General features: G+C 64.9%; 25 protein-coding genes. 18 read left to right on the top strand and 7 right to left on the bottom strand.

Annotation, left to right across the window (positions count from 1 at the left end):
• Nucleotides 1-65: 65 nt before the first annotated feature.
• The 3 genes from RQH86_RS20170 to RQH86_RS20160 form a co-directional block, all read right to left on the bottom strand.
• Nucleotides 66-929, bottom strand: a complete 864-nt coding sequence (locus RQH86_RS20170) for an alpha/beta fold hydrolase (RefSeq protein WP_055847320.1) — start codon at nucleotides 927-929, stop codon at nucleotides 66-68.
• Nucleotides 929-2,035, bottom strand: a complete 1,107-nt coding sequence (locus RQH86_RS20165) for a DUF3182 family protein (protein WP_311239112.1) — start codon at nucleotides 2,033-2,035, stop codon at nucleotides 929-931. Before RQH86_RS20165 ends, RQH86_RS20170 begins: the two co-directional genes overlap by 1 nt.
• An 88-nt stretch (nucleotides 2,036-2,123) precedes the next feature.
• Complete coding sequence (locus tag RQH86_RS20160; RefSeq protein ID WP_164497025.1) at nucleotides 2,124-2,288, bottom strand: hypothetical protein; 165 nt, start codon at nucleotides 2,286-2,288, stop codon at nucleotides 2,124-2,126.
• Between the two features lie 409 nt (nucleotides 2,289-2,697).
• Between RQH86_RS20160 and RQH86_RS20155 the strand changes: the two genes are divergently transcribed.
• From RQH86_RS20155 to RQH86_RS20120, 8 genes are all read left to right on the top strand, one after another.
• Entirely contained in the window at nucleotides 2,698-2,979 is a 282-nt protein-coding gene (locus RQH86_RS20155; RefSeq protein WP_003486531.1) for a hypothetical protein, read from the top strand.
• A gap of 44 nt (nucleotides 2,980-3,023) precedes the next feature.
• A complete protein-coding gene (locus RQH86_RS20150) occupies nucleotides 3,024-3,290 on the top strand; it encodes a hypothetical protein (RefSeq protein WP_055847314.1) in 267 nt (88 codons plus the stop codon).
• A 76-nt stretch (nucleotides 3,291-3,366) separates the two neighbouring features.
• Nucleotides 3,367-3,960: a DUF4142 domain-containing protein gene (locus tag RQH86_RS20145; RefSeq protein WP_055847310.1), complete on the top strand. Its 594-nt coding sequence runs from the start codon at nucleotides 3,367-3,369 to the stop codon at nucleotides 3,958-3,960.
• A gap of 271 nt (nucleotides 3,961-4,231) precedes the next feature.
• Nucleotides 4,232-5,116, top strand: a complete 885-nt coding sequence (locus RQH86_RS20140) for a TIGR01777 family oxidoreductase (RefSeq protein ID WP_311239111.1) — start codon at nucleotides 4,232-4,234, stop codon at nucleotides 5,114-5,116.
• Between the two features lie 146 nt (nucleotides 5,117-5,262).
• Nucleotides 5,263-5,928 carry a response regulator transcription factor gene (locus RQH86_RS20135; RefSeq protein ID WP_055847304.1) on the top strand — a complete coding sequence of 222 codons (666 nt, stop codon included), beginning with the start codon at nucleotides 5,263-5,265 and terminating at the stop codon, nucleotides 5,926-5,928.
• Nucleotides 5,925-7,115, top strand: coding sequence for an ATP-binding protein (locus RQH86_RS20130; RefSeq protein WP_311239110.1), 1,191 nt, complete (start codon nucleotides 5,925-5,927; stop codon nucleotides 7,113-7,115). The genes RQH86_RS20135 and RQH86_RS20130 overlap by 4 nt, the downstream gene beginning before the upstream one ends.
• A 363-nt stretch (nucleotides 7,116-7,478) precedes the next feature.
• Nucleotides 7,479-7,712, top strand: coding sequence for a hypothetical protein (locus tag RQH86_RS20125; protein ID WP_311239139.1), 234 nt, complete (start codon nucleotides 7,479-7,481; stop codon nucleotides 7,710-7,712).
• Between the two features lie 54 nt (nucleotides 7,713-7,766).
• Nucleotides 7,767-8,429 carry a DUF3313 domain-containing protein gene (locus RQH86_RS20120; protein ID WP_311239109.1) on the top strand — a complete coding sequence of 221 codons (663 nt, stop codon included), beginning with the start codon at nucleotides 7,767-7,769 and terminating at the stop codon, nucleotides 8,427-8,429.
• Nucleotides 8,430-9,237: 808 nt separating this feature from the next.
• Here the strand turns inward: RQH86_RS20120 and RQH86_RS20115 are convergent.
• Nucleotides 9,238-10,077 (bottom strand): histidine biosynthesis protein HisIE, encoded by an 840-nt coding sequence (locus RQH86_RS20115; RefSeq protein ID WP_311239108.1) that lies wholly within the window; start codon nucleotides 10,075-10,077, stop codon nucleotides 9,238-9,240.
• A gap of 242 nt (nucleotides 10,078-10,319) precedes the next feature.
• Between RQH86_RS20115 and RQH86_RS20110 the strand changes: the two genes are divergently transcribed.
• From RQH86_RS20110 to RQH86_RS20070, 9 genes are all read left to right on the top strand, one after another.
• On the top strand, nucleotides 10,320-11,756 hold the full coding sequence (locus tag RQH86_RS20110; RefSeq protein WP_055847292.1) for a Do family serine endopeptidase: 1,437 nt from the start codon (nucleotides 10,320-10,322) through the stop codon (nucleotides 11,754-11,756).
• A gap of 116 nt (nucleotides 11,757-11,872) precedes the next feature.
• Nucleotides 11,873-12,235, top strand: coding sequence for a hypothetical protein (locus tag RQH86_RS20105; protein WP_055847289.1), 363 nt, complete (start codon nucleotides 11,873-11,875; stop codon nucleotides 12,233-12,235).
• A gap of 3 nt (nucleotides 12,236-12,238) precedes the next feature.
• A complete protein-coding gene (locus RQH86_RS20100; RefSeq protein WP_311239107.1) occupies nucleotides 12,239-12,724 on the top strand; it encodes a phage holin family protein in 486 nt (161 codons plus the stop codon).
• Nucleotides 12,721-13,104: a hypothetical protein gene (locus RQH86_RS20095; RefSeq protein WP_055847283.1), complete on the top strand. Its 384-nt coding sequence runs from the start codon at nucleotides 12,721-12,723 to the stop codon at nucleotides 13,102-13,104. Before RQH86_RS20100 ends, RQH86_RS20095 begins: the two co-directional genes overlap by 4 nt.
• Nucleotides 13,105-13,284: 180 nt before the next feature.
• On the top strand, nucleotides 13,285-14,391 hold the full coding sequence (locus tag RQH86_RS20090) for an AI-2E family transporter (protein WP_055847280.1): 1,107 nt from the start codon (nucleotides 13,285-13,287) through the stop codon (nucleotides 14,389-14,391).
• A 100-nt stretch (nucleotides 14,392-14,491) separates the two neighbouring features.
• The gene (locus tag RQH86_RS20085; protein WP_311239106.1) at nucleotides 14,492-15,229 is read left to right on the top strand and encodes an HAD-IA family hydrolase; all 738 of its coding nucleotides are present in this window, start codon (nucleotides 14,492-14,494) and stop codon (nucleotides 15,227-15,229) included.
• Nucleotides 15,230-15,268: 39 nt separating this feature from the next.
• Nucleotides 15,269-16,639 carry a leucyl aminopeptidase family protein gene (locus tag RQH86_RS20080; RefSeq protein ID WP_311239105.1) on the top strand — a complete coding sequence of 457 codons (1,371 nt, stop codon included), beginning with the start codon at nucleotides 15,269-15,271 and terminating at the stop codon, nucleotides 16,637-16,639.
• A 395-nt stretch (nucleotides 16,640-17,034) separates the two neighbouring features.
• Entirely contained in the window at nucleotides 17,035-18,126 is a 1,092-nt protein-coding gene (locus RQH86_RS20075; protein WP_311239104.1) for a catalase family peroxidase, read from the top strand.
• A complete protein-coding gene (locus tag RQH86_RS20070) occupies nucleotides 18,123-18,665 on the top strand; it encodes a cytochrome b (RefSeq protein ID WP_115554825.1) in 543 nt (180 codons plus the stop codon). The genes RQH86_RS20075 and RQH86_RS20070 overlap by 4 nt, the downstream gene beginning before the upstream one ends.
• A gap of 231 nt (nucleotides 18,666-18,896) precedes the next feature.
• On the opposite strand, the gene RQH86_RS20065 is transcribed toward RQH86_RS20070, so the two are convergent.
• The 3 genes from RQH86_RS20065 to RQH86_RS20055 form a co-directional block, all read right to left on the bottom strand.
• A complete protein-coding gene (locus tag RQH86_RS20065; protein WP_104614822.1) occupies nucleotides 18,897-19,685 on the bottom strand; it encodes a ThuA domain-containing protein in 789 nt (262 codons plus the stop codon).
• 352 nt (nucleotides 19,686-20,037) lie between these two features.
• On the bottom strand, nucleotides 20,038-20,640 hold the full coding sequence (locus tag RQH86_RS20060; RefSeq protein ID WP_115514154.1) for a response regulator transcription factor: 603 nt from the start codon (nucleotides 20,638-20,640) through the stop codon (nucleotides 20,038-20,040).
• Between the two features lie 88 nt (nucleotides 20,641-20,728).
• Nucleotides 20,729-21,922, bottom strand: coding sequence for a sensor histidine kinase (locus RQH86_RS20055; protein ID WP_311239103.1), 1,194 nt, complete (start codon nucleotides 21,920-21,922; stop codon nucleotides 20,729-20,731).
• A 432-nt stretch (nucleotides 21,923-22,354) separates the two neighbouring features.
• Between RQH86_RS20055 and RQH86_RS20050 the strand changes: the two genes are divergently transcribed.
• A complete protein-coding gene (locus RQH86_RS20050; protein ID WP_311239102.1) occupies nucleotides 22,355-23,599 on the top strand; it encodes an efflux RND transporter periplasmic adaptor subunit in 1,245 nt (414 codons plus the stop codon).
• The last annotated feature ends 156 nt before the right edge of the window (nucleotides 23,600-23,755 follow it).

Here is a 23,755-nt window from a genome sequence, read left to right as displayed (position 1 = left end):
GTCGGGATGGCCGCGCAACATGCTGCACCACGTGTTCCTGCACGGCGACGCAAACGCGCGGCGGATCAACCGGACGTGTTTTCCACCGCCCGGATATCGCCGCGAAACGCTAGTGCGTCCTGCCCCGTTGACGCTGCGTCACCCTGCTGCTTGAGCAGTTGCTTGCGTGCAGCCACCACTTCCTTGGCCAATGCAATCCGGCGGCCCACTACCATTTCGGTCAACCAATCGATCAGCGCGCGGGTGTATTCCTGCTGATGCTCCTTGACGCTCAACGCATGGTCGGCGCCGGCAATCACGCGCGCGGTCAGCGAACGCGCATTGACGAAGGCATCGGCATAGTTGCGCAGCACCGGATGCGGCACGATGACGTCGTTCTCGGCTTCGACCAGCAACACATCGCCGGTATACGCAGCGCAGGCCGCCAGCGCGATGTTGTCGTCGGGTGTCAGGGCACGTTGGCGGTATGCGGTCAGATCCGGATCGGCATTGAGGCTGACCTTGGGCTGGTCCCAATGCGCGTCCTTGTACAGCGCGGGCGAGCGCAACGCCAGCCACTCCACCGGGCGCTCGCGCGTCAGCAGCGCCGACAGGTAGCCGCCATAACTCAGGCCGACCACGGCGATCGACTGTTGATCCACATACGGAAGCCCCGCCAGCTGATCGTAGGCGGCGATGATGTCCTGCAGGTTCTGCGCGCGGGTCACGGTCTGCCGCATCGAGGCATGGCCTTCGTGACCGCGTAGATCGAAGGTCAAGCAGATGCAGCCCAGGCCCACCGCCTCGCGCGCGCGCACCAGGCTGTGATGCTGGCTACCGCCCCAGCCATGGACGAACAGCACCGCCGGAATGCCGGTGGGCGTGAGCAAGGTGCCGCTGAGCGCGTCGTGATCGACCGCAATGTCGATGCTGGAAAGTTTGGCTTCCATCAGTCGGTTGAGACCCTTCGGTATTTGTAGCGCGGACCGGCGCCGGGCTGGGTTGCACGGTAATACACCTGCGCATCGGCCGGTGGCTCGCCCTCGTAGAGTTCGTGCGTGGATGCGTGCACCCAGTGCAGGCCGGCCTGCTGCTGGAAACAGGCGATCGCCGCCAGCTCGGCCGGCGTCGCACCACCAATCCGCCAGGATTGCTCCAGCACGCCGCAGACAGGCACCGCATGCGCATCTTCGCCACTGACCACATCGTAGTTGCGTCGCGAAATGTGCAGGCCGGCAGTAGCATTCGTGATGCAGCGATCGTAGCGGCATGCTTGTTCCACAACGCGCCGCTGCAACGGCGGCAATGCGGTGGCTAGCAGCGCTTCCAGCGAGCCGCGATGCACATGCAGCGACGATCCACCGTAGACCGCATCGCCTTGCGCATTGCGCACGCTGCATTGCGTGCCGTAATACGCGATCTGGATTCCTGCCACGCACAATTCGCCTACGCTATGCGTCAGCGGCTGCAGGATATTGCGCTCGAGCACAGCGCCATGGGTGCGCAGGTAATCTGCTGGCAGACTGTCCAGCGCCTGCACCAGTTCGCCGGTATCGGCAATGCGCCATTGTCCACTCCCACCCACGCCGGTAGGCAGTTTCAGCCGCACACCGCCGTCGGCCAGCAACAGGTCCACCGCATGCAGCGCATCGTCCCGAGAAAACACCGTATAGCCAGGCAAGGTAGCCGGCACCAGCGCGGTCGCCAGCGCCTGATTCCAGCCATCGATTCGCGTTGCCGTCTCGCTGATCAATGGATGGCCGATGACCTTGGTAGCGATAAACGCGTGCGGCACAATGCCACCCAGCAAGCCGCCGGCATCGTGAATTCCCAATGCGTGGGCCTGTTCGGTGGTCAAGGTGTCGTCGGGCACGTGCAAGATGCGGTGCCCGATACCCTCGTCGATCATCGCAACATCGGACAGACCGCCATCGTGTGCGCCCAGCAGGCGTGCAATTTCGCTGCACACCCAGGTATGCGTGGCGCGCTCGTGTCCATCGGCAGACACCATGCGTGTGGTGTATCCACGCACCCACTCATATGACGGATCTGCCATCACATCCCCTTGCGGCAAGGCCGCATACCGGCGCCAGCCTCGTTGCGGCCGAGGGGCGCAGTGCGATGTTGCAGGTAGGCGTCTGCGCTTACTTCAAGGCCAGATAGAGGCCTACCACGATCAGCACCACCACGATCAAACTGATGGCCATTCGCCCACCGCGCAGTTCCAATAAGGCATGCCACCACACGCGCGCTTCTGGTGTACCACTGGCATGGCGCGGCTTCCCACGACTGCTTTCACTCTCCTGCATCCTGTCTGCTCTCTCCATTACGTCATCGCCTACCTTACGGATCAGACGTTACACAGGTGTGGAGCGGTTCAGAATCTTCCGTAAAATGCGGCACCGCACGCCTGCTTTTGCACCAAAAACATGCGCATTGAACGCGCCGATACGGTAGCGACTGACACAGTGCGCATCGCTGCGCTGCCGCCAATCAATTGTGTGTGGCCAATCAGCGCGCGAAGCTGGCGTCATGGCAAGCGGCATACATCGCACCGATGCCTGTGCATGCAACGCGTGTAGAGAGGCGAAAAAAAGCTGACCAATTAAGCGTTGCGCGTTGAAATCGCAGGCAATGGTTGCGTTCGATGATCATTCGTTGACATACCCGCAGTTACTCTGCACGTCAAGTTTGTTTAATCCCGGAACGCCCCAAGTCATGAGCAGAGACCCATCCGTCATCGATGTACAAGCCGAAATCGCGCATTGGCAAGCGCGGCACGCCCAAGGAAATCTGGGTGCAGGCAAGTTCAGCGAATTGTCACCGGTGGTGAAAATGGCCTGCGATATCTATCTGCAGGCACCGCGTTCAAGCGATCAGGAACGTCTGCGTCTGTTTCGCGACCGCCTAGAGCATCACTTCATTTCATCCAGTACGCAGTCCAACTACGAACAGTTGGCAACCGACTGCTGGCAGCGCCTGGGCGCGCGCAACAGTTGAGCACGCACGTAATACGCAAGACCCGTTATTCATTGGAGATCGTCATGAAAACCCCGTATCAAGTGCAGCAGGAGCTGGAACGATTGGAGCGGTTGGTACCGCACATCATCAGCGACCAAGGCGACCGCGCGGAGGAAATCCTTGGCTTCCATGTGGCCAGCCTGCTGGGCAGCGCGCCTATCAGCGAACACGCCATGATTCGCGAGCGCACGACGCGCATGGCGCGGCAATGCCGCACCGCGCAGGACGCAATCCGCACGCCGATCAGACCCCTGGGCATGACACCGCTCGCCCAGCCGCAGTGGGCCTGAGCAACGCACTACCGGAGCCGCGCAGCGGCTCCTTTACATTTCACCGTCGGCACTGCCGACTCAGCCCGAGACATTCATGAAATCCACTTTTGTTGCTGCATCGTTGCTGGCCATGCTGACCCTCACCGCCTGCGATCGCCCCGGTGGCGATACCTCGCGCACTGCACCGGCAGTGTCGCCGGAACCCACCGCCGCGCCGGTGAGCGGGAGCGGGGCCACCGAGCTGGCCAAGGGCGATGGCGGCGCGCTGGGCGTACTGGCCGCGATCGATGAGAACGAGATTGCGCTGGCCAAGCAGGCCATCGAGCAAGATTTGGGCGGCGCCACCGGCGAATTCGCCCAGCAGATGTTGCACGACCACGAAGCCAACCTCGAGAAAACCAAGGCGCTGGGCGCCAAGGACAGCCCGCGTGCGGACGCGCTGCACGCCAAGGGCAAAGCCGCCGTAGAGGCATTGTCCAAGACGCTGACCCTGCCGGACGGCAAGGATGCGTATCGCAACGCCTTCATGCGCACCATGGTCATCGACCATGGCGACACCATCAAGATCATCGATTCCGAACTGCTGCCCGCCGCAGAGAGCGCGCCGGTCAAGCAGCACCTGGAAGAGACCCGTCGTGTGGTGTCGGCGCACTTCGAACGTGCCCACGCGGTATCGTCGTCGAGGTAAGCGCACCACCCTTGCACCCTGCAACGCGCCGGCCTGTCCGGCGCGTTTGCGTTTGGCGGCTAGCAGTGCGTCGAGCGCATTGCTGCATCACCGTGCTCGACACGCCAGCCGCGACTGCAGGCGCCCGCATCAACGCCACCGTCCCGATCCAGCTGCACCAAGGTATCGGCCACAGCATCGGCAAGGTTGCCAGCGCTCCGCGTGCCAGCTTCACTTCGCTTCGGTCTGCCCTGGCCTATGGTGCCGCATCGACTCGGCCCAGGAACCTCCCATGCGCTTGCTCATCACCGGCGGCACCGGCTTCATCGGCCAGGCCTTGTGTCCCGCGCTGCTGCACGGCCATCAGGTCAGCGTGCTGACGCGCGACACCCGTCGCGCCAGCCGTACCCTGCCCGGCGTGACCGCTGTCGACACGCTGGACGGCGTGCAGGCCGAGGCCGTCATCAACCTGGCCGGCGAACCGCTGGCCGCCGGCCGCTGGACCGATGCGCGCAAGCAACGATTTCGCGATTCGCGGCTGGGCATCACCCGCCAACTGCACGACTGGATGGCGCAGCAGGCACCCGAGCAGCGGCCGTCGGTGCTGATCTCCGGTTCGGCGGTGGGCTATTACGGCGAGCGCGGCGACACGGTGTTGACCGAAGCAGATGCCGCGGGCGACGATTTTTCGGCGGTGCTGTGCCGCGACTGGGAAGCGGAAGCCGCCCGCATCGGCACGCTTGGCCCTCGCGTGAGCTGGGTGCGCACCGGCATAGTGCTGGACCGCGATGGCGGCGCGCTGGCACGCATGCTGCCGGCGTTTCGGCTGGGCGGCGGTGGGCCGTTCGGCAACGGCCGGCACTGGATGAGCTGGATCCACCGCGCCGACATGGTGGCGCTGCTGGTCTGGCTGCTGCAGCACGGCCAGCCCGGCGCCTACAACGCCACCGCGCCCAACCCGGTCAGCAATGCCGAGTTCGCGCGCACCCTGGCCAAGGTGCTGCACCGCCCGGCGCTGCTGGCGCTGCCGGCCGGGCTGCTGCGGCTGGGCTTCGGCGAAATGGCAGACCTGCTGCTGATCAGCCAGCGCGTGCTGCCGCAGCGCGCGCTCGACGCCGGATTCCGCTTCCAGTACCCGCAACTGGAGCCGGCGCTGCGCGCGATCCTGCAGCGCTGAGCTACCGCCGGCCCAAGCGCCCCGGGCGTGCCGGCCGCCCATCGGGTACGCAACCGCGCCGGATGGGGCATGCACTAATATTTCCCTAACGCGCATCTTCGACAGTGCTGCGGATCTCGGATTGCCCGATACCCGGCGGACCCTATATGCACCTGCTCCTTGTCGAAGACGACACCATGTTGGCCAATGCCATCTGCGACGGCGTACGCCAGCAGAGCTGGACCATCGACCATGTCGGCAGCGCCAACGCGGCCAAGACCGCACTGGTGGATCACCGCTACACCGCGGTGCTGCTGGATATCGGCCTACCTGGCGAATCCGGGCTGACGGTGATCCGCTTCATGCGCAGCCACTACGACGCCACCCCGGTGATTGCCTTGACCGCGCGCGGCCAGCTCACCGATCGCATTCGCGGCCTGGATGCCGGCGCCGACGATTACCTGGTCAAGCCCTTCCAGTTCGACGAGCTGATGGCGCGGCTGCGCGCGATCACCCGCCGCAGCCAGGGCCGCGTGGTGCCGGTGCTCAATCAGGGCGATGTCTGCGTGGATCCGAGCAGCCGCAAGGTCACCCGCGCCGGTACCTGGGTGGCGCTGAGCGCGCATGAATATCGCTTGCTGCTGGCATTGATGGAACGCGCGGGACGCGTGGTCACCAAGGACCAGCTGGAAGAAGGCGTGTATGGCGGCCCGTCGGAAGGCGGCAGCAACATGATTGCGGTGTATGTGCATCAGTTGCGGCGCAAACTGGGCGACCAGCTGATTTCCACCGTCTACGGCCAGGGCTATATGGTCGGCAAGGCGCCCGAATGAAATCCTTGCAGGCGCGCATGCTGGCGGCGTTGGCGGCCATCGTTCTGCTGAGCTGGTCCACGTCGTTATGGATTTTGATTGCGCTGGTCACCCAGGGCCATCACAGCGTGGTCGAGCAGGAACTCAATCTGCTCGGCGACCGCTTGGTCAGCACCTTGCCCGATGCGCTGCAGCACCACTTCGACACACCCGCAACGGCATCCAACGACGCGAACATCGACGCCCCGCTCGGCAATGCGTCCTCGCGCATAAGCTTCAAGCAGACCCTGATTGCGATGGTGCTCAACACCCTGCAGCTGGGCATTCTTGGCCTGCTGGTGTGGTGGGCGGTGCGTACCTCGCTGCGACCGTTACGCAGCATTTCGTGCGCCATCGCACAGCGCACCGGGCTTGAAACCGAACCGGTGCCGCTGGATCAGGTCCCCGATGAAATCCGCCCACTGATCGCTTCCTTCAACACCCTGTTGGCACGTGTCGAAAAAGCGGTGCAGGCCGAGCGCGACTTCGTAGCCGATGCCGCACACGAGTTGCGCACGCCACTGTCGGCGCTGCACGCCTATGCAGAAGTCGCCCTGCGTGCGCCCACCCTGGAGGCCAAGGACGCCGCGCTGCGTCAGCTGCTGGAGACCGCGCGCCGCAGCAACCGCCTGGCCGAGCAGTTGCTGGATCTGGCACGACTGGATGCCGGCATCAGCTCTGCTGCCTATCACCAGGTGGAGATGGGGGAACTGATTTCGCATGTGCTTGACGAATTCAGCGTGCAGGCCGACGCGCGCCAGATCAATCTGCATGTGGAGGCATCGCCGTGTCTGGTGCGCTGCGATGTGGATGCGGTGGGCATCCTGATCCGCAATCTGGTCGACAACGCCATCCGCTACGGGCGCAGCCGCGGCACGGTGGAAGTCAGTTGCGGCTACTGCCTGCGTGCCGATGTGCTGCACCCGTTCGTGCAGGTGAGCGACGACGGCCCGGGTGTGCCGGAGTCCGCACATGCGTCCATTTTCGAGCGCTTTTATCGTGTGCCGGGCAGCGAGGTGCAGGGCAGCGGGATCGGGCTGTCGTTGGTGGCGGGCATTGCGCGCCTGCATGGCGCGACGATCGAAACCTGCGAAGGCAACGAAGGACGCGGCCTGTGTGTCCGCACGGTGTTTGCCGGCGATGGCGCGCCGACGGCCAAGAGCAGCTGAAACAACCTAGCAGGCGGCCGCCACGCGAGTGTGGACGGCGTATTGAAAGCGGGATGGACGCTTGGTCCTTGCCGATTCCGTGCGCGAGATGATCGCGATCGAGCCAGCAAAACAGCACTGTCGGACGCAGCACACAACGCCATCGCCGGTTGTAGATCACCGCGCCCATCTGGTGGGCGCGCACTGGTTTTGTTGATCGCGCCAAGAGACCAGGCGCGATGTTAGCGGCGTTCTGCTCGCTTCCAATAAGTTTCTAAAGCTGCCTACCTAGAGTGCACTCACCGCACGCATCCAGGATGCATGGTGATGATTCGCTCGACCCGCTCCACCCCACGCGCTCCAACCGTGCTGTCGCAATTGGCCATGCAAACCGCGGCCAATGACAGCGTGATCGCGTCTACCACTGCGTTGGTCCCGGCGACGGAATTTCGCTGCAGCCGCACCGGCACGCGCAACCGCGACATCTGGTGCGCGTTGCCGGATATCCGCAGCGCGCGCCAGATACGTCGTCTGCAACGTCGAGCCACACGCAGCGTGTTGTTCACTTCCGCGGGTGCGGTCTTTGCACTGGCGCTGCTGCGCTGCCTGCTTCATTGAGCATGCGCGCACGTGCTGTTGCCCCATCGTTTAAATCCCTTATAGGCCGTTTTCATGTCCGTTCATTCCTTCGCCCGTTGCTGCACGCTTGCCATTGTCGGCATCACCCTGGTCGGCTGCGCCAGCACCCGTCCCATGCCATATAGCCAATTGCCTTCGTCGAGTTACTTACGCCCGCACGACGGCAGCCGCGGCGACCGTATGCCGTATGCGTATCACAGCGACGTGGATTGGACGCACTACCGCGCAGCCATCGTTGAGCCGGTCGCCGTTTACCGCGGACCGGATGCGCAGTTCGACAACGTTCCAGAGCAGGACAAGCGCATGTTGGCCGACGTCATGCAGCAGGAATTCGGCAACGCCATCGCGCGGCGCTGGCGCCCGACGACATCGGCCGATCGCGACACCTTGCGCGTCCGCATCACCCTGACCGGCGCCAAGCCCAGCAAGCGCGTACTGGGTACTATCATGAAGGTGGACCTGGGCGGCGGTTCGTACAACGCGGTGCAGGCTGCACGCGGCAAGGAGGGCGCGTTCTCCGGCTCGGTCAGCTATGCGGTGGAGATTTTCGATGCGCAAAGCGATCGCCTGCTCGCCGCGTATGTCGAGAAGCAATATCCCAGCGCAATGAACATCAAGGCCAGCCTGGGCGCGTATGACGCGGCGAAGGCCGGTATTCGCAAGGGCGCCGAGCAGTTGGTCGACGGCATCGAGTAGGTGCGAGACGAAGCCTACGCAGTTCCCTTCTCCCACCGGGAGAAGGTGCCCCGCAGGGGCGGATGAGGGTACGTGCGCCGCCTTGTACAGTTGAAGCAACACGCAGTTAGAGCAACACACAGCTGGAGCAACGCAAGCTGCAGTCGAAACATCTGGAGTGCTTCGCTGCGTACCCTCACCCCAACCCCTCTCCCGCAGGAGAGGGGCTCAAGCGCACGTCCCCTTCTCCCACCGGGAGAAGGTGCCCCGAAGGGGCGGATGAGGGTGCGTGCATAGCCTCGTGCAGTTAGAACAACACGCAGCTGGAGCAACGCAAGCTGCTGTCGAAACACCTGGAGCGCTTCGCTGCCTACCCTCACCCCAACCCCTCTCCCGCAGGAGAGGGGCTCAAGCGGACGTCCCTTCTCCCACCGGGAGAAGGTGCCCCGCAGGGGCGGATGAGGGTACGTGCGCAGCCTCGTGCAGTTGGAGCAACACGCAGCTGGAGCAACGCAAGCTGCAGTCGAAACATCTGGAGCGCTTCGCTGCGTACCCTCACCCCAACCCCTCTCCCGCAGGAGAGGGGCTCAAGCGCACGTCCCTTCTCCCACCGGGAGAAGGTGCCCCGAAGGGGCGGATGAGGGTACGTGCACAGCATCGTGCAGTTGGAGCACCACGCAGCTGGAGCAACGCAAACGCATAAAAAAGGCCGACGCTGTACGGCAGCGCCGGCCTCTCTCGATACGTCTCAACGTCACTTACATCTCAACCTGCAGCGTACATCTGCGCTTCCAGCACGAGCGGCGCCACACAATGCCGCCCTCAGCCGTCAGCGCGTGACGCGCTTGACGGCCTTCTTGCCGACGGCCTTGCGGGCGGCGGTGGTCTTGGCCACTGCGCGCGTTGCAGGCGTTTTGGTGACCTTGGCCGCTTTCTTCAATGCAGTCTTGGTTACGGCCTTCTTCAACGGGGCCTTTTTCACTGCGGCTTGCTTGGTTGCGGCCGGCTTGGCGACCGGCGCTTTCTTGGCGATGCCTTTGGCGACCGACTTCTTCAGCGACGCCGATTTGGCCGCGGCCTTCTTCGCGGCCGTGCGCGCGCTCACCGTTGCCACGGCGGTCTTGCGTGCCGCGCTCTTGGCAGCGGTCTTGGCGCTCAGCGCCGCCGCTTCGGCCTTGGCGTTGGCCTTGGCGGTTTCCAGCTTCTGCTTGGTGTTGGCCTTGGTATCGGAGATCTTTTTCTTGGCCGCGGCGCTGGTGCTGCTCAACTTCTGCTTGGCGGCATCTTTGGTCGATGTCAGCTTTTGCTTGGCCGCATCTTTGGTGGAGAGCAGCTTCTGCTTGGCCGCATCCTTGGTCGCCGTCAGCTTGTCTTTTGCAGCGTCCTTGGTCGCGGTCAGCGAGCGCTTGGTTTTGGCCACGCTGCGCTTGACTGCACTCGCCGCCTCGCCAGCCTTGCTGACCACGTTCTTTTCGGCCTTGACCACCGCCTTGCGGGCCTTGGCGACGCGCGTCTTGACCTCCGCCACTGCCACCCCAGCCGCTTCCTGCACGTTGGTCACCGCCTCGCTGGTGGTGCTGGCGATGGTGTCGGTCAGCTCAGTTGCGGTGCTCTTGACGCTGTCGACGGCGTCGGACAGGGTTGCGGTTACACCATTGCCGTTGCTCATAGACCCTCCTTAAGGGCATCAGTTCGATAAATGCGGGCGATGCGCGATGGCGTGCGTATGCTGAACAGGCATCGGAACAAGCGGACGCTACGCCCGGCTCGACGGGCTGTCAACGCAGTGGCGGCAAGGCATGCGCGGCGCTTTCACCGGCAGTTAAATTGCTGGCTGGCACTCTCGTTCAGCTTGATTTACGTAGCCAGACACCTTATTCCCTTTCCACCGCGTAACCCGGAATCCGTTCCATGCGACCGCTTCCCACTTTGCTGACGCTTTCCCTGGCCGCCGCCTTCGGTGGTTTTGCCGCCACCGGTATCAACGCGTGGCTGGACAACCGCGCCGACGCCGCGCCGGCCGGCGCTACCAACTTCACCCTGCCGGCCGCTGCTGCGCTACCGGCCGCGGTTGCCGGGCAACCGGTGCCTTCGCTGGCACCGATGCTGCAGCAGGCGATGCCGGCGGTGGTCAGCGTCAACACCAAGCAGGTGGTGCGCGTGCGCAACCCCTTCTTCAATGACCCGATCCTGCGCCGGTTGTTCCCGCAGGTTCCGCAGGACCGCATCAACGAATCGCTGGGCTCCGGCGTGATCATCGATGCGCAAAAAGGGTATGTGCTGACCAACCATCACGTCATCGAAAATGCCGACGACGTGCAGGTGACGCTCGGCGACGGGCGCACGGTCAAGGCCGACTTCATCGGCTCCGATGCCGACACCGACATCGCGCTGATCCGCATCAAGGCCGACAACCTCACCGACATCAAACTGGCCGACAGCAATCAGCTGCGCGTGGGCGACTTTGTGGTGGCGATCGGCAACCCGTTCGGCTTCACCCAGACCGTCACCTCCGGCATCGTGTCGGCGGTGGGACGTAGCGGTATTCGCGGGCTCGGCTATCAGAACTTCATCCAGACCGATGCCTCGATCAATCCCGGCAATTCCGGCGGTGCGCTGGTCAATCTGCAAGGCCAATTGGTGGGCATCAACACCGCCAGCTTCAATCCGCAGGGCAGCATGGCCGGCAATATCGGCCTGGGTCTGGCGATTCCCTCCAACCTCGCGCGCAACGTGGTCGAGCAACTGGTGACCAAGGGCGTGGTGGTGCGCGGCACGCTCGGCCTGGAAACCCAGAACCTCACCCAGCAGATGCTGCAGGGCCTGGGCGTGGATTCGCTGCGCGGTGCGCTGGTGACACGCGTGTTGCCAGGCGCTGCGGCGGCAGCAGCCGGCGTGCAGCCGGGCGATGTGGTCGTGGCTGCCAACGATCAACGCGTGGACAGCGCCGAGGCGCTGCACAACTACGAAGGTCTGCAGGCGGTTGGCAGTGCGGTGACGTTGGACATCCGTCGCGACGGCAAGCCGCTCAAGCTCAAGGCCACCTTGAAGGAGCAGGACCGCGCAGTCACCGGCGACATGCTGGACCCACGGTTGAGCGGCGCCACCTTTGTGGACCTGCCCGAGTCGCTGCGTCAGTCCGGCATTACCGGGGTCATGGTCAGCGAGGTCAAACGTGGCGGGCGCGCCGCGGCCAACGGCCTGGTTTCCGGCGATGTGATCGTGGCCAGCAGTGTGGGCGAGTTTGCGGACCTGGCCAGCTGGCGTGCCAATTTCCAGCGCAAACCGCAGCAACTGGTGGTGCGCATCCTGCGTGGCAACGCGCAGTACGACGCGCTCATGCGTTGACGCACTGTGCACTGCACGCGGCTCCCACTAACGCCTCCTACACCCCCCCGATGCTATTGCTACTGCACGACCGCACGTGAGTGGCGGCTGCCATCAATGACCGAAGGAGATATCGCATGAGCCCCACCAATACCGATCAGCTGAAGGAAAACCTGAGCGACGCCGGCACCCACCTGAAGTCGGCCGCCAGCGCCGCCGGTGAAGCCGTCAAGGGCGCCACCAGCGCTGCGGGCGACGAGCTCAAGCTCGGCCGTGCCAACGTCAAGGCCGAATTATCCGACACCGCGCTGTCCGGCATGGCGGCTGCGGAATTTGGCGGCGCCGCTGCCAAGGAGCAGATGGACGTGCTGGTTGCCAAGGGCAACGACCTGCTCGACAGCGCCACCGACCTGATCCGCGAGCGTCCGCTGGCCGCATTCGGCGTTGCGTTTGCCGCTGGCTGGGTCATCGCCAAGCTTGCGCGTAGCAACGATAACTAAGTCGTGGTCGATCAGGCTTCTACAGCTGCCGGTTCCGGCGCGCCAGACGCGCGTCCGGAGACGCCGGGACTGGACGAAAGCGTACGCGCGGTCGGCGCTGCCGGCCGCGCAACGCTGGGCTCGGCCCACGAGACCAGTCGCGCCTTGCGCCGGCTGGTCTCGGCCGACCTAAAACTGGCACGCAGTGCATTCGGGCGTGGCTTGGCGTGGGCATGCGTGGCAGTGGTCTTCGGCGCTTCGTCGTGGCTGTTGCTGGCAGGCGCCATCATTGCATTGCTGCAGCGCGCCGGGTTGTCGTGGTTTCAGGCGATGTTCTTTACGGCGTTGGCGAGTTTGCTGGTGACCGGAATCGCGGCATGGCGGGTGTTCTTCTACTTCGATCACACCGGCATGAATGCAACGCGGCGTCAGTTGGTCAAGCTAGGCATCTTCGACGATTCCAGCGATGACGACACGGCCGCAGCGCCTGCCAGTGGAGGCAAGTCATGAAGTTCGGCACTTTGTGTCAGCGCGTGGAACGCGCCGAAGTTTTAGTGGAAGGGCGCGCGCAGGAAACGCGCACGCACTGGGGCGAACTGCGCCAGACCTGGCGTGCGGGCTGGTCGCCGGCACGCATCATGATGATCGGCTTCGGGCTGGGCTTTGTGACCGGTCGCAACGAGCCGCAGGCCGCGCTGGGCAGCATCGCTGGCAAGCTGGGCGGTATTCCCAAGATTCTGCAGATGGTCAGCACGATCTCTGCCTTGTTCACGGCCCACCGTGCCCAGGAAGCCTCCGAACAGGCCGAACGTGCCGCCGACAATGCCGAAGAAGTGGCGGCCGAACCGACCGTCACAGTGGTACAGGTGCCCCCCGAGCGCGCCGCCTGATTTTTGAGGTTGTTTTGAGGTTGTCTGCGGCGCTCAGGCGCCGTCACCGCGCATGGTCGAGACCGGCAGTCGCCTGCAAGGGGACTGACACCGCACGCACAGGTCCTGTGCGCGCCGTTGACGCGTTGTGCCGATAATGGCTCATCGCTGGCAGCACGCCAGTCTGCAGCCAGGGCGCGCATGTCTATCTCCGTTGAATCTTTGGATGCTGCCATTCCGGCAGATCCGCTTCCGCCGCCTCCGGCACCACGTCCGCGCGCACCGGCTTCGTTGGTGGTGCTGGCAACACTTGCCGTCGGTTACACCTTATGGGCGGCGCAGACGATCATCCTGCCGGTGATGCTGGCGGCATTCTTCGCACTGATCGGCAACCCCATCCTGCGCGGACTGCGCAAGCTGTATATCCCACGCTTTCTCGGTGCCTTGCTGGTGCTCTGCCTGGGTCTGGCCGGCACCGTCACGTTGGCGGCGCAATTGGCTGGGCCCGCCGCCGAATGGGTGCAACAGGCACCGCGCCAGATGCGCCAGATCGCACGCGATGTGCGCGATTTCACCAAGCCGGTGATGCAGGCCAATCAGGCGGCGGAAAACTTTGCACGCGCCGCCGGTGGCGAAGGCCAGCGCGGTGTGCAGATCGTGCGCACGCAGATGGACGACCCGTACAAGGCGCTGGTGCGCACACCCAAGCTGGCCGCCTCGGTGCTGGCCGTGGTGCTGCTGACGTTCTTTTTCATGGTCTATGGCGAGAGCCTGCAACGGCACGCGATTGCGTTGTTGCCCAATCGACAACAACAGCGCTTCACCACCGAGATCATGCTGGACATCGAGCGCGAGGTCTCGCGGTATGTGCTCACCATCAGCGTGATCAATACGCTGGTCGGGCTAGTTTTTGCAGGCATTTTGTACGTACTGCAGATTCCGCTGCCCGAAGCCCTGCTCTGGGGCACGGTCGTGGCGCTGCTGAATTTCGCGCCTTACGTCGGCCCGCTGATCGGCGTCATGCTGATGCTGTTGATGGGCTTTGTGGAATTCCGCACCCCCTTGTCGGCGATGCTGCCGGCGATCCTGTATCTGGCGCTGCATACCATCGAAGGCCAGGTGGTCACCCCGATCGTGCTGGGCCGGCGCATGGCGATCTCGCCGCTGATGCTGATCCTGGCACTGATGCTGTTTGGCTGGCTATGGGGCATGGTGGGCCTGCTGCTCGCGGTGCCGCTGCTGGTCTGCATCAAGATGGTGCTGAGCCGGGTGGAAGGGATGCAGCGCTGGGCACGGCTGCTTGAGTAGCCGGGAATCGAGAATCGGGAGTGGGGAATGGGTAGAGCGCAGCTCCTGCCCTTGCCATTCCCCATTCCCCAATCCCGACGCAAGACCGTAAAATCTTGCGATGAGCTTCCACATCAGCGCCATCACTCTCGACCTCGACGACACGTTGTGGCCCTTCGCACCGATCGGTGCGCGCATCGACCAGGTGCTGTACGACTGGATGCGCGAGCACAGCCCAGTCACCGCCGAGCGGTTTCCGGTGGAGGCGATGCGCGAGCTGCGTGAGCGCAGCTTTGCCGACAACCCGCAGCTGCATCACGACCTCAGTGCGCTACGCCGGTTGACGCTGGAAATGGCCTTGCGCGAGAGCGGCGGCGATCTGGCGCTGGTGGAACCGGCCTACGAAGTGTTCTATGCCGCGCGCAACCAGGTGGAATGCTATCCGGATGCGCTGGACGCGCTGGCACGCATCGCCGCGCATGTGCCGGTGGCCGCGCTCAGCAACGGCAATGCCGATCTGCAGCGCATCGGGCTGATGCACCACTTCGCGTTTCAGCTGGGCTCGCGCGAGCACGGCAGCGCCAAGCCGGAGGCCAGCATTTTTCTGGCTGCATGCGCGCGTCTGGACGTGCCGCCCGCACAGGTGCTGCATGTAGGCGACCACGTGCGGATGGACGTGCTGGGCGCGCTGGATGCCGGCTTGCGTGCATGCTGGATCAATCGCGACGGCGCGGAGTGGTCGCATCCGACCCAGCAGCCGGACCTGGAGTTCGACAGCATGACCGGGCTGGCCGACTGGCTGGACGCGCAGCAACCGCACCCGGGCGCCGCGCGCGACGGCATCCGCATTCCCGCCTGAGTTCAACCCGACGGCGCACACCGCCATTGAAGGATGTCCATGTCGCACCTCACCGGTTTTACCGATCCCGCCGCCGCCGCGTTGCCGCTGTATGTGCTCGACCGCGAGGGCTTTGCGCGCTGGTGCGCCGAGCAGCCCACGCGAGCGTTGTCCTGGGCACAGGCGCAGCGGTTCGATGCCGCACCGGGTAGCGTGTTGTTATTGCCCGGCGAGCAAGGGCTGGCCGGCGCGATCGTGGGTGTCGGCGACCGCGCCGACGCGTATGCCTACGCGCACGCACCGATGGCGCTGCCGCCGGCCAGCCGCTGGACGCTGGCCAACAGCCTGAGCGATGCCGAACTGGCACTGCTGCACCTGGGGTGGGGGCTGGGCGCCTATCGCTTTACGCGATATCGCAAGGTGCCGCGTGCGCCGGCCGAGTTGGCGGCCACGCCTTCGGCAGCCACGCACGCACTGATCGCGGCGTGCCTGCAGGTGCGCGACTGGGTCAATACGCCGACAGAAGACATGGGCCCACAGCAGCTGGAAGATGCCACGCGCGCAGTGGCGCAAGCGCATGGCGCGCAGGTCGAGGCGATCGTGGGCGATGCGTTGCTGGCGCAGAACTTCCCCACCATCCATGCGGTCGGCCGCGCATCGCATCGCGCGCCGCGGCTGATCCAGCTGCAATGGGGCGATGTCGCGCATCCGCATCTGGTGCTTGTCGGCAAAGGCGTGTGCTTCGACACCGGCGGGCTTGATCTCAAGCCTGCCGATGGCATGCGCAACATGAAAAAGGACATGGGCGGCGCGGCGCATGCGCTGGCGCTGGCCGGGCTGGTCATGGCGCAGCAGTTGCCGGTGCGGCTGACGCTGCTGATCGCTGCGGTGGAAAACGCGGTTGGCCCGGATGCGTTCCGCCCGGGCGAGGTCATCACCACGCGCGCCGGGGTCACGGTGGAAGTGGACAACACCGACGCCGAAGGCCGCCTGGTGCTGTGCGATGCGCTCAGTTACGCCACTGAACAACGCCCGGACCTGATCCTGGATTTCGCCACCCTCACCGGCGCCGCGCGCATCGCGCTGGGCCCGGATCTGCCGGCCCTGTTCGCCAACAACGATGCGCTGGCGCAGGCCTGGATCAGCGCCGGCGAGCAGACCCGCGACCCGGTCTGGCGCATGCCGCTGTGGCGCCCGTACCTGCGCTATCTCAACAGCCACGTGGCCGACATGGCCAACGCCGGCTCGCGCATGGCCGGTGCGGTCACCGCCGCGCTGTATCTGGAGCGCTTCGTGGCGCCGGGGCAGCAGTGGGCGCACCTGGACGTCTACGCCTGGAACGACAGCGACCGCCCCGGTCGCCCCGCCGGTGGCGAAGCCCTGGCGCTGCGCTCGGCGTTTGCGATGCTGCAGGTGCGTTACGGCGGCTAGGAGCCGTCGATAGAGCCTGGCGCTTACCGCCAGGAGCGGCGTACCGGAAGTCGGAAGTCGGAAGTCGGAAGTCGGAAGTCGGAAGTCGGAAGTGATGTAGCGCGCTACCTGCGGTTGCTGCACGCCCGACTGAGCGGCGCCGGCCATGGACCACTCCAGCACCAAGCGCGGTGTAGAACCGTTGCTCGGCCGGCAGCGACACCGCCATGCAGTGCCGGCACCGCTGCTGCGCATGGGCGATTAGAGGATTGCCGCCAGCCGGTGCGGCAACGAGATATCACGCGCCGGAGGCAGCCCATTGCGGATGATGTTGTGCAGACGTGCTCGGCCGCAGCGATGAGGCTTGGCCATGCGACCGTCGACACGCCGTCCATCGCATCACATCGGAGCCAGCCATGACGTTGCCACCTCCCTCGCCCCAGCGCACGCGCAGCCCCGTGCTGCCGTTGCTGGGCATTGCCGCGATTGCCGGTGGCATCGCCATCGCGTTTGCCTGGACCGCCGGGTGGATCGGTGGCGACCGGCTCACCGCTGCGCGCATGACCGACACCATCGAATCCAGCGGGCCGCCGCATCCGGGCTTTCGCCGCGCGCATAGCAAGGGCGTGTGCGTGAGCGGACAATTCCAGTCCAGCGGCAAGGCGACCTGGGTGTCGTCGGCGCGCATCTTCAGCCAGGCCAGCACGCCGGTGTTGGGGCGCATGTCGATCGGCGGTGGCGACCCGCACGGTGCCGATGGTGCGGCGCGCGTGCGCAGCATGGCGCTGCTGTTGCGCAGCGACGACGGGCAGGAATGGCGCACCGCGATGAACAGCTTTCCGTTCTTCGTGGTGGCCACGCCTGCCGGCTTCCAGGCCTTGAATGTGGCCTCCAAGCCGGACCCGGCCACCGGCAAACCGGACCCGGAGAAACTGGCTGCCTTCGGCAAGCAGTATCCGGAGGCCGCCAAGTTTCAGCAGTGGGCCAAGACCGCGCCGTGGTCAGACAGCTGGGCCAATACCCAATACAACGGCGTCAACGCGTTCCGCGCGATCGCCAGCGATGGTCGCGAGCGCTATATCCGTTGGTCGATGCGCCCGCATACGCCGTTCAAGGAATTGAACGCCGAACAGCGCAAACAGGCCGATGGCGATTTTTTGGCCACCGACCTGGACGCGCGCCTGGCGCAGGGCTCACTGCGCTGGGATCTGGTGCTGACCGTGGCCGAGCCGGGCGACCCGGTGGATGACCCCTCGCAGCCCTGGCCGGCCAGTCGCAAACAGATCGTGGCCGGCACACTGTCGCTGGAGCATGCGCAGCCGCAAGCCACCGGCCCCTGCCGCGACCTGAATTACGACCCGTTGATTCTGCCCAAGGGTCTTGCTGCCTCCAACGACCCGATTCTGGCCGCACGCTCGTCGGTGTATTCGCAGTCGTTCAACCGCCGCGAGCATGAGATCGCCAACGGCAAGGGCAGCGACGCTACCGGCCAGGGAGCCCATCAATGAGCCGCCATACCCACTTCAATTTGCCCGCGCGCGTGCTGCATTGGCTGATGGCCGCGATGATCCTGACCATGTTGTTTGTCGGCGTGGGCATGGTGGCCTCGGTGACGCAGCGGCCGTGGTTGATCGACCTGCATCGCCCGCTGGGCATTGCGATCCTGATCCTGGCGGTGCTGCGCTTGATCAACCGCCTGCGCCATCGGCCGCCGGCCTTGCCCGCCGATTTGCCTACCTGGCAGAAGGCCGCCGCCATCGCCTCGCATTGGCTGTTGTATGCGTTGATGCTGGGCATGCCGCTGATCGGCTGGGCGATGCTCTCGGCCGGCGGGTACCCGATCGTGCTGTGGCCCGGCGCGAACTTGCCGGCGATCGTCCCGCACGACCCAGCGCTGTACGCATGGCTACGCAGTGCACACGGTTGGTTGGCGTATCTGTTGTTCGCCACCGTCGTTGGTCATCTGAGCGCTGCGCTGTTCCATGCATGGGTACGCCGCGATGGCGTGTTTTCCAGCATGGCGCGTGGGGAGCGCTCTGCGCGTTGATGGGTTTGGTTGGGTGTTGGCAGACGTCTTGCACGGAGTGATTTGACTGCGCGGACGTACCCTCACCCCAATCCCTCTCCCGCCGGGAGAGGGGCTTGATCTCCCTTCTCCCGCCGAGAGAGGCTGCCCCGCAGGGGCGCATGAAGGTACGGACGAAGCTTCTGGTCCCCGCCATTTGCAGTGATTTTGCCCCTACTCTCACTCCTCTCCCGCAGGAAGAGGAGTGAGTGCTTAACGCTGGCGTTTTGTTTTGGCCGCTGGCTCTGAGGCTTGGATGCCCTTCCCGGTCGCCGCCCAATAAATGCCGCCGTATAGATGCTCCAGATAGCGTGGGTCGTTGTAGGCCTCGGCCAGATGGCCTAAGGCGGTGGCGAAGACGCGGCCGCCTTCGAAGTGGTGATACCACGCCACCGGGTGCTGTTTGCCCATGCCCTTGGCGACCTGGCCCGGCCAGATCAGCGTGGGGTCGTAGCTGGTTTCATCCACCGTGAGTAGCGTGACCAGATCGTCGCTGTAGGGCGGGTCGTATTCGTACCACTCATCGCTCCACACCCAGCGCTTGGGCAGGCCAGCGGTAGCGGGGAAGTTGGCGTCCACCACATCCACCATCGCGGTTTGCATGTACGGGTGAGTGCGGAACGAGCGGCCGATCAGATGGTCGTACCACTCCCACTCGCCGCGCTTGATCGCAAACGCCTTGTGCACCGCGACCACGCCACCGCCATTGCGCACGTATTTTTGGAAGTTGGCGCGCTGGGCCGGATCCAGATCGGTGGCCGGGGTATTGAGCAGCACGATGGCGGCGTATTGCGAGAGATCGCCGTCGAAGGCCTTGGCATTCCACGCCCACACCAGCTCGACATACTGCTTGCGTGCCATCGCTTCGAACTGCGGCTTGGCCACCGGGATGTAATCGTGGTGATACTGGTTGGGAATGGCCGCCACCAGAATCTTGAATTGCTCGGCCGATGCGTTGAATGCGCAGATCAGCAGCAAGCCCAACAGCCACACAGATTTCATGTAGTTACTCGCGATGACGACGATCGCTGCGCAGTGTACCTGCGCGGCGACGGCATGCCTTCGCAGGCATTTGGAATAGCTGTTGATCGCTTCCGCAGCGCATGGCCGATACAAGCCGTTGCGTATCGAAGCGATTGCAAAGCATGCACTCCATGCAACGTCGCAGTGCGCTTGCTTACAAAATGCCGCGCGCGTGCGCACGCCATGCATGGCTGCAGTAAAACCACCAACCGTTCGCATGAGCTCTGACGGTTGAACGCCCTGGCCGCGCCCGCTTTGCGATCAGCAGTGTTCGATTGGCGCACGCTGAAACGCGTCAGTAGCGATCACACACCGCACCGCCTGCAGGCACTTACAACCAGCCTTTCTGCCGCGCTAGTCGATACGCTTCGATGCGATTGGCCACGCCCAACTTGCCGATGCATTCGGACAGGTAATTGCGCACGGTGCCGTGCGAGAGCTGCAACTGTTGCGCGATCTCGCTGGCCGAGCGGCCTTCGCCGGCCAGCCGCAGCACAGTGCGTTCGCGCTCGCTCAACGGGTCGGCTTCCACCCAGGCATCCATCGCCAATTGCGGGTCGATCACCCGGCCGCCGCGATGCACCTGACGCAGCGCGCTGACCAATTGTTCGGCCGGCGCATCCTTGAGCAGATACCCCGCCACGCCGGCATCCAGCGCGCGCCGCAAAAAGCCCGGGCGCGCAAACGTGGTGACGATCATCACCCGCACCGGCAGCGCCTGGCGCTGGATGCGCTGCGCCAGTTCCAGGCCGCTCAACCCGGGCATCTCGATATCGGTGACCAGCACATCCGGCTGCAGCCGCTGCAGCTCGCGCCAGGCGGCTTCGCCATCGCCGGCGCTGCCAACCACCTCGATGTCGTCTTCCAGTCCCAGCAGGGCCACCAAGGCGCCGCGCAGCAGTGCCTGGTCTTCGGCCAACAACACCCGGATCATCGCGCGCGCTCGTCTGTGTGCAACGGCTGAGCACGATAACAGCGCTGACCCATCACGTGCATGGCAGCGCTGCGCCAGCCAGGAGCGCTCAGTGCGGTTGCGGCATCAGCGGCGCCGACAATAGCGGGCTTGCCGGCTCCGGCTCCGGCCCCGACTGGGGCAACGGCATGCTGGCGCGCAAGCGCATGCCGCGTGGCAACGCCTCTACCTCCAACGTACCGCCCAGGCTCTGCAAGCGTGCGCGCATGCCGTCCAGGCCGTTACCCGGCACGATCACCCCGCCGCGGCCGTCGTCGGTGATTTCCAGCAGCGCCTGTTGCCCGTGTGCACGCAGGCTCACCCGCACCCGCCGTGCCTGCGCGTGACGTTGCACGTTGGTGGACGCCTCGCGCACCACCAGCGCCAACGCGGTTTCGTGTTCGGGCGGCAGCGGCAGCGCCTCCAACGTGTGCTCCAGCGCGATACCGTCCATGTCCAGCAACACCTTGGCCGATGCCAGCTCGGCCACCAGCCCGGCGGCGCGGATGCCGGTGACCGCGCGCCGCACCTGCGCCAGTGCGTCGCGCGAGATCTGCGCCACCGCATCGATCTCGCTCCGTGCGGCCTGCGGGTCGCGCTCGATCAGGCGTGCGGCCAGATCGGATTTGAGCGCCACCAGCGACAAGGTATGGCCCAGCAAGTCGTGCAGATCGCGGCCGATGCGTTCGCGTTCGGCGGTGGCGGCCAGGCGGCGGACTTCGTCTTGCGATAACTGCAGCAGCGCGTCCTTGCGTTCGTTGATGCTGTACACCGCGCCGACCGCCGCCATGCCCAGCACCGACACCGGCAACCACACCAGCGACTGCCAGCCCAGCCCGAGCCAACGCGCCCAGCCCAGGTACAGCGCGTTCATCAGCAACAGCATGGCGAAGTGCCGCCACAGCGCATACCGCGTGGACGGGCGCAGACTCAGGCAGGCAAATACGAAATAGCTGATACCCGAGGCGTATATCGGCAGCAGCGCGGCACTGAGCACGCCCATCGCCCAGGCATAGCGGTACAGGGTGCCGCGCGGTGCCAGCAACATGCGCGCGTACAACAACAGGAAGATCGGATACGACAACAGCGTGCACAGCCACCAGGTGCTGTCGTACCCGCGCGAAGAAAACACCGGCACCACAAACACCCAGGCCGACCACAGCAGGTGCACGGCATCCATCCAGGGCGATTGGCCCTGCGCCAGGCGCGCGGCCACTTGCGAATTTGCGGCCGGACGAAGCCAGGCCGGGAGACTCAGGTGCATCGGGATGGATCCGTAGGAGTGAGCGGATTCTGCCACTGCCGGGTTCGCCTGGGCGCGCCATGTGGCAGGTCGCGGCGGACGAGCGGTCTCATGCATGGGGGTCACCGCCGCTGGTGGATGGTGTGCGATGTGGTGCGGCAGCAGGGACGTCGACGTCGGACTGGCGGAGACAGTGCATGGGGATTTCGGCAATCAGGCGGTGGCGCAAGCGTGGTCGCTTGCAGCCGATGCGCACAGTCGCGCCTGTCATGGCGTGCAGGTGACACCTGTCACTGGTCGATACGGTGGCCTTGGTCGCATGCTGCGCAGCACCTTGCAGTTGCGCCGTGCCGGCTTACCGTTGGTCGCCTCGCTGCAGTTGGTGACTTCCGGCAGCTTGCGGCGCGCCCTGCAGGCAGTCACATTCTGCGCAGCCTTCTGTCCTGGTTATCGATGAACACATCCGCCGATCTGCTCAAGCAACTCCGCATCGACCGCCAGCGTCCTGCCACGCCGCCGCCTGTGCGCCGCACCGGCTGGATCATCGCCGCCATCGTCATTGTCATCGTGCTGGCTGCGGCCGCGTGGTGGTTCACCCGCACACCGGTGATCAAGGTGCAGACCGCGCCGGTGGTGGCGATCAGCGCCGGCAGTAGCAGCGCCTCGGTGCTGGATGCTTCGGGTTACGTGGTGGCGCGGCGCATGGCCACGGTGTCGGCGCAGGTCACCGGCAAGGTGCGCGAAGTGATGATCGAAGAAGGCATGCGCGTCGAACAGGGCCAGGTGATGGCCACGCTGGACCCGTTGGATGCCGATGCGCAGCGCACGCTGTCTGCATCGCAGGTGTCGGCCGCGCGCAGCCAGGTCGACAACATACAGGCGCAACTGGCCGTGGCAAACACCGATGCCACGCGCCTGCAATCGCTGGTGGGTGCACAACTGGTATCGCGCTCGCAGTACGAACAAGCCACCGCGCAACGCGACGCATTGCGCGCGCAGTTGCAGAACGCACAGCGCAACGTGCAGGTGGCCTCCGATCAACTGGCCATTGCCGGCATCCGCTCGGACTTCAACGTGGTGCGCGCACCGTTTGCCGGTGTGGTCACCGCCAAGGCGGCGCAGCCGGGCGAAATCGTCTCGCCACTGTCTGCCGGTGGTGGCTTCACCCGTACCGGCATCGGCACCATCGTCGATATGGAATCGCTGGAAATCGAAGTGGAAGTCGGTGAGTCCTACATCGGACGTGTGCAGCCGCAGATGCCGGTGGAAGCGGTACTTAACGCCTACCCGGAATGGAAGATTCCCGGCGAAGTGATCGCCATCATCCCCACTGCCGACCGCGGCAAGGCGACGGTGAAAGTGCGCGTGGCGCTCAAGGTCAAGGACCCACGCATCGTGCCGGAAATGGGCGTGCGGGTGAGTTTTCTGGAACAGGCCAAGCCGCAGGAAGCGGCCAAGCCGCAAGGCGTGCGCGTGCCGGCAGCGGCGTTGGTGGAACGCGACACGCGCACCGTGGCCTTCGTGGTCGGCGAGCGCAATGCGGTCAGCGAGCGCGCCGTCACCACCGGCATGACGATGGGCGAGGATCGCCAGGTGGTCTCGGGGTTGAGTGCCGGCGACAGCGTGGTAGTGAATCCGCCAGCGACCTTGAAGGATGGCGACACCGTGGCCGAAGCGGATGCCGATGCTGCGCAGTAAAGGCTGGCCCGGCACGCACAACGCTGTTCCGCGGTATCGCTTGCGGCGCGCGGCATCGGTGTTGCCAGCATCACGCCGCATCGGGATGGGCTTGTTGCAATGAAACATCGTCGTTAGAGAGCGGAAGGCGATCCAGCCCATTCGCTTACAGCAGGT

Origin of the sequence: Xanthomonas sp. WCS2018Noco2-27, assembly GCF_031843525.1 — a bacterium.
Classification (GTDB): Bacteria; Pseudomonadota; Gammaproteobacteria; order Xanthomonadales; family Xanthomonadaceae; genus Xanthomonas.
The sequence above is the reverse complement of the archived record's forward strand: the minus strand, read 5'-3'. Positions and strand labels throughout refer to the sequence as shown.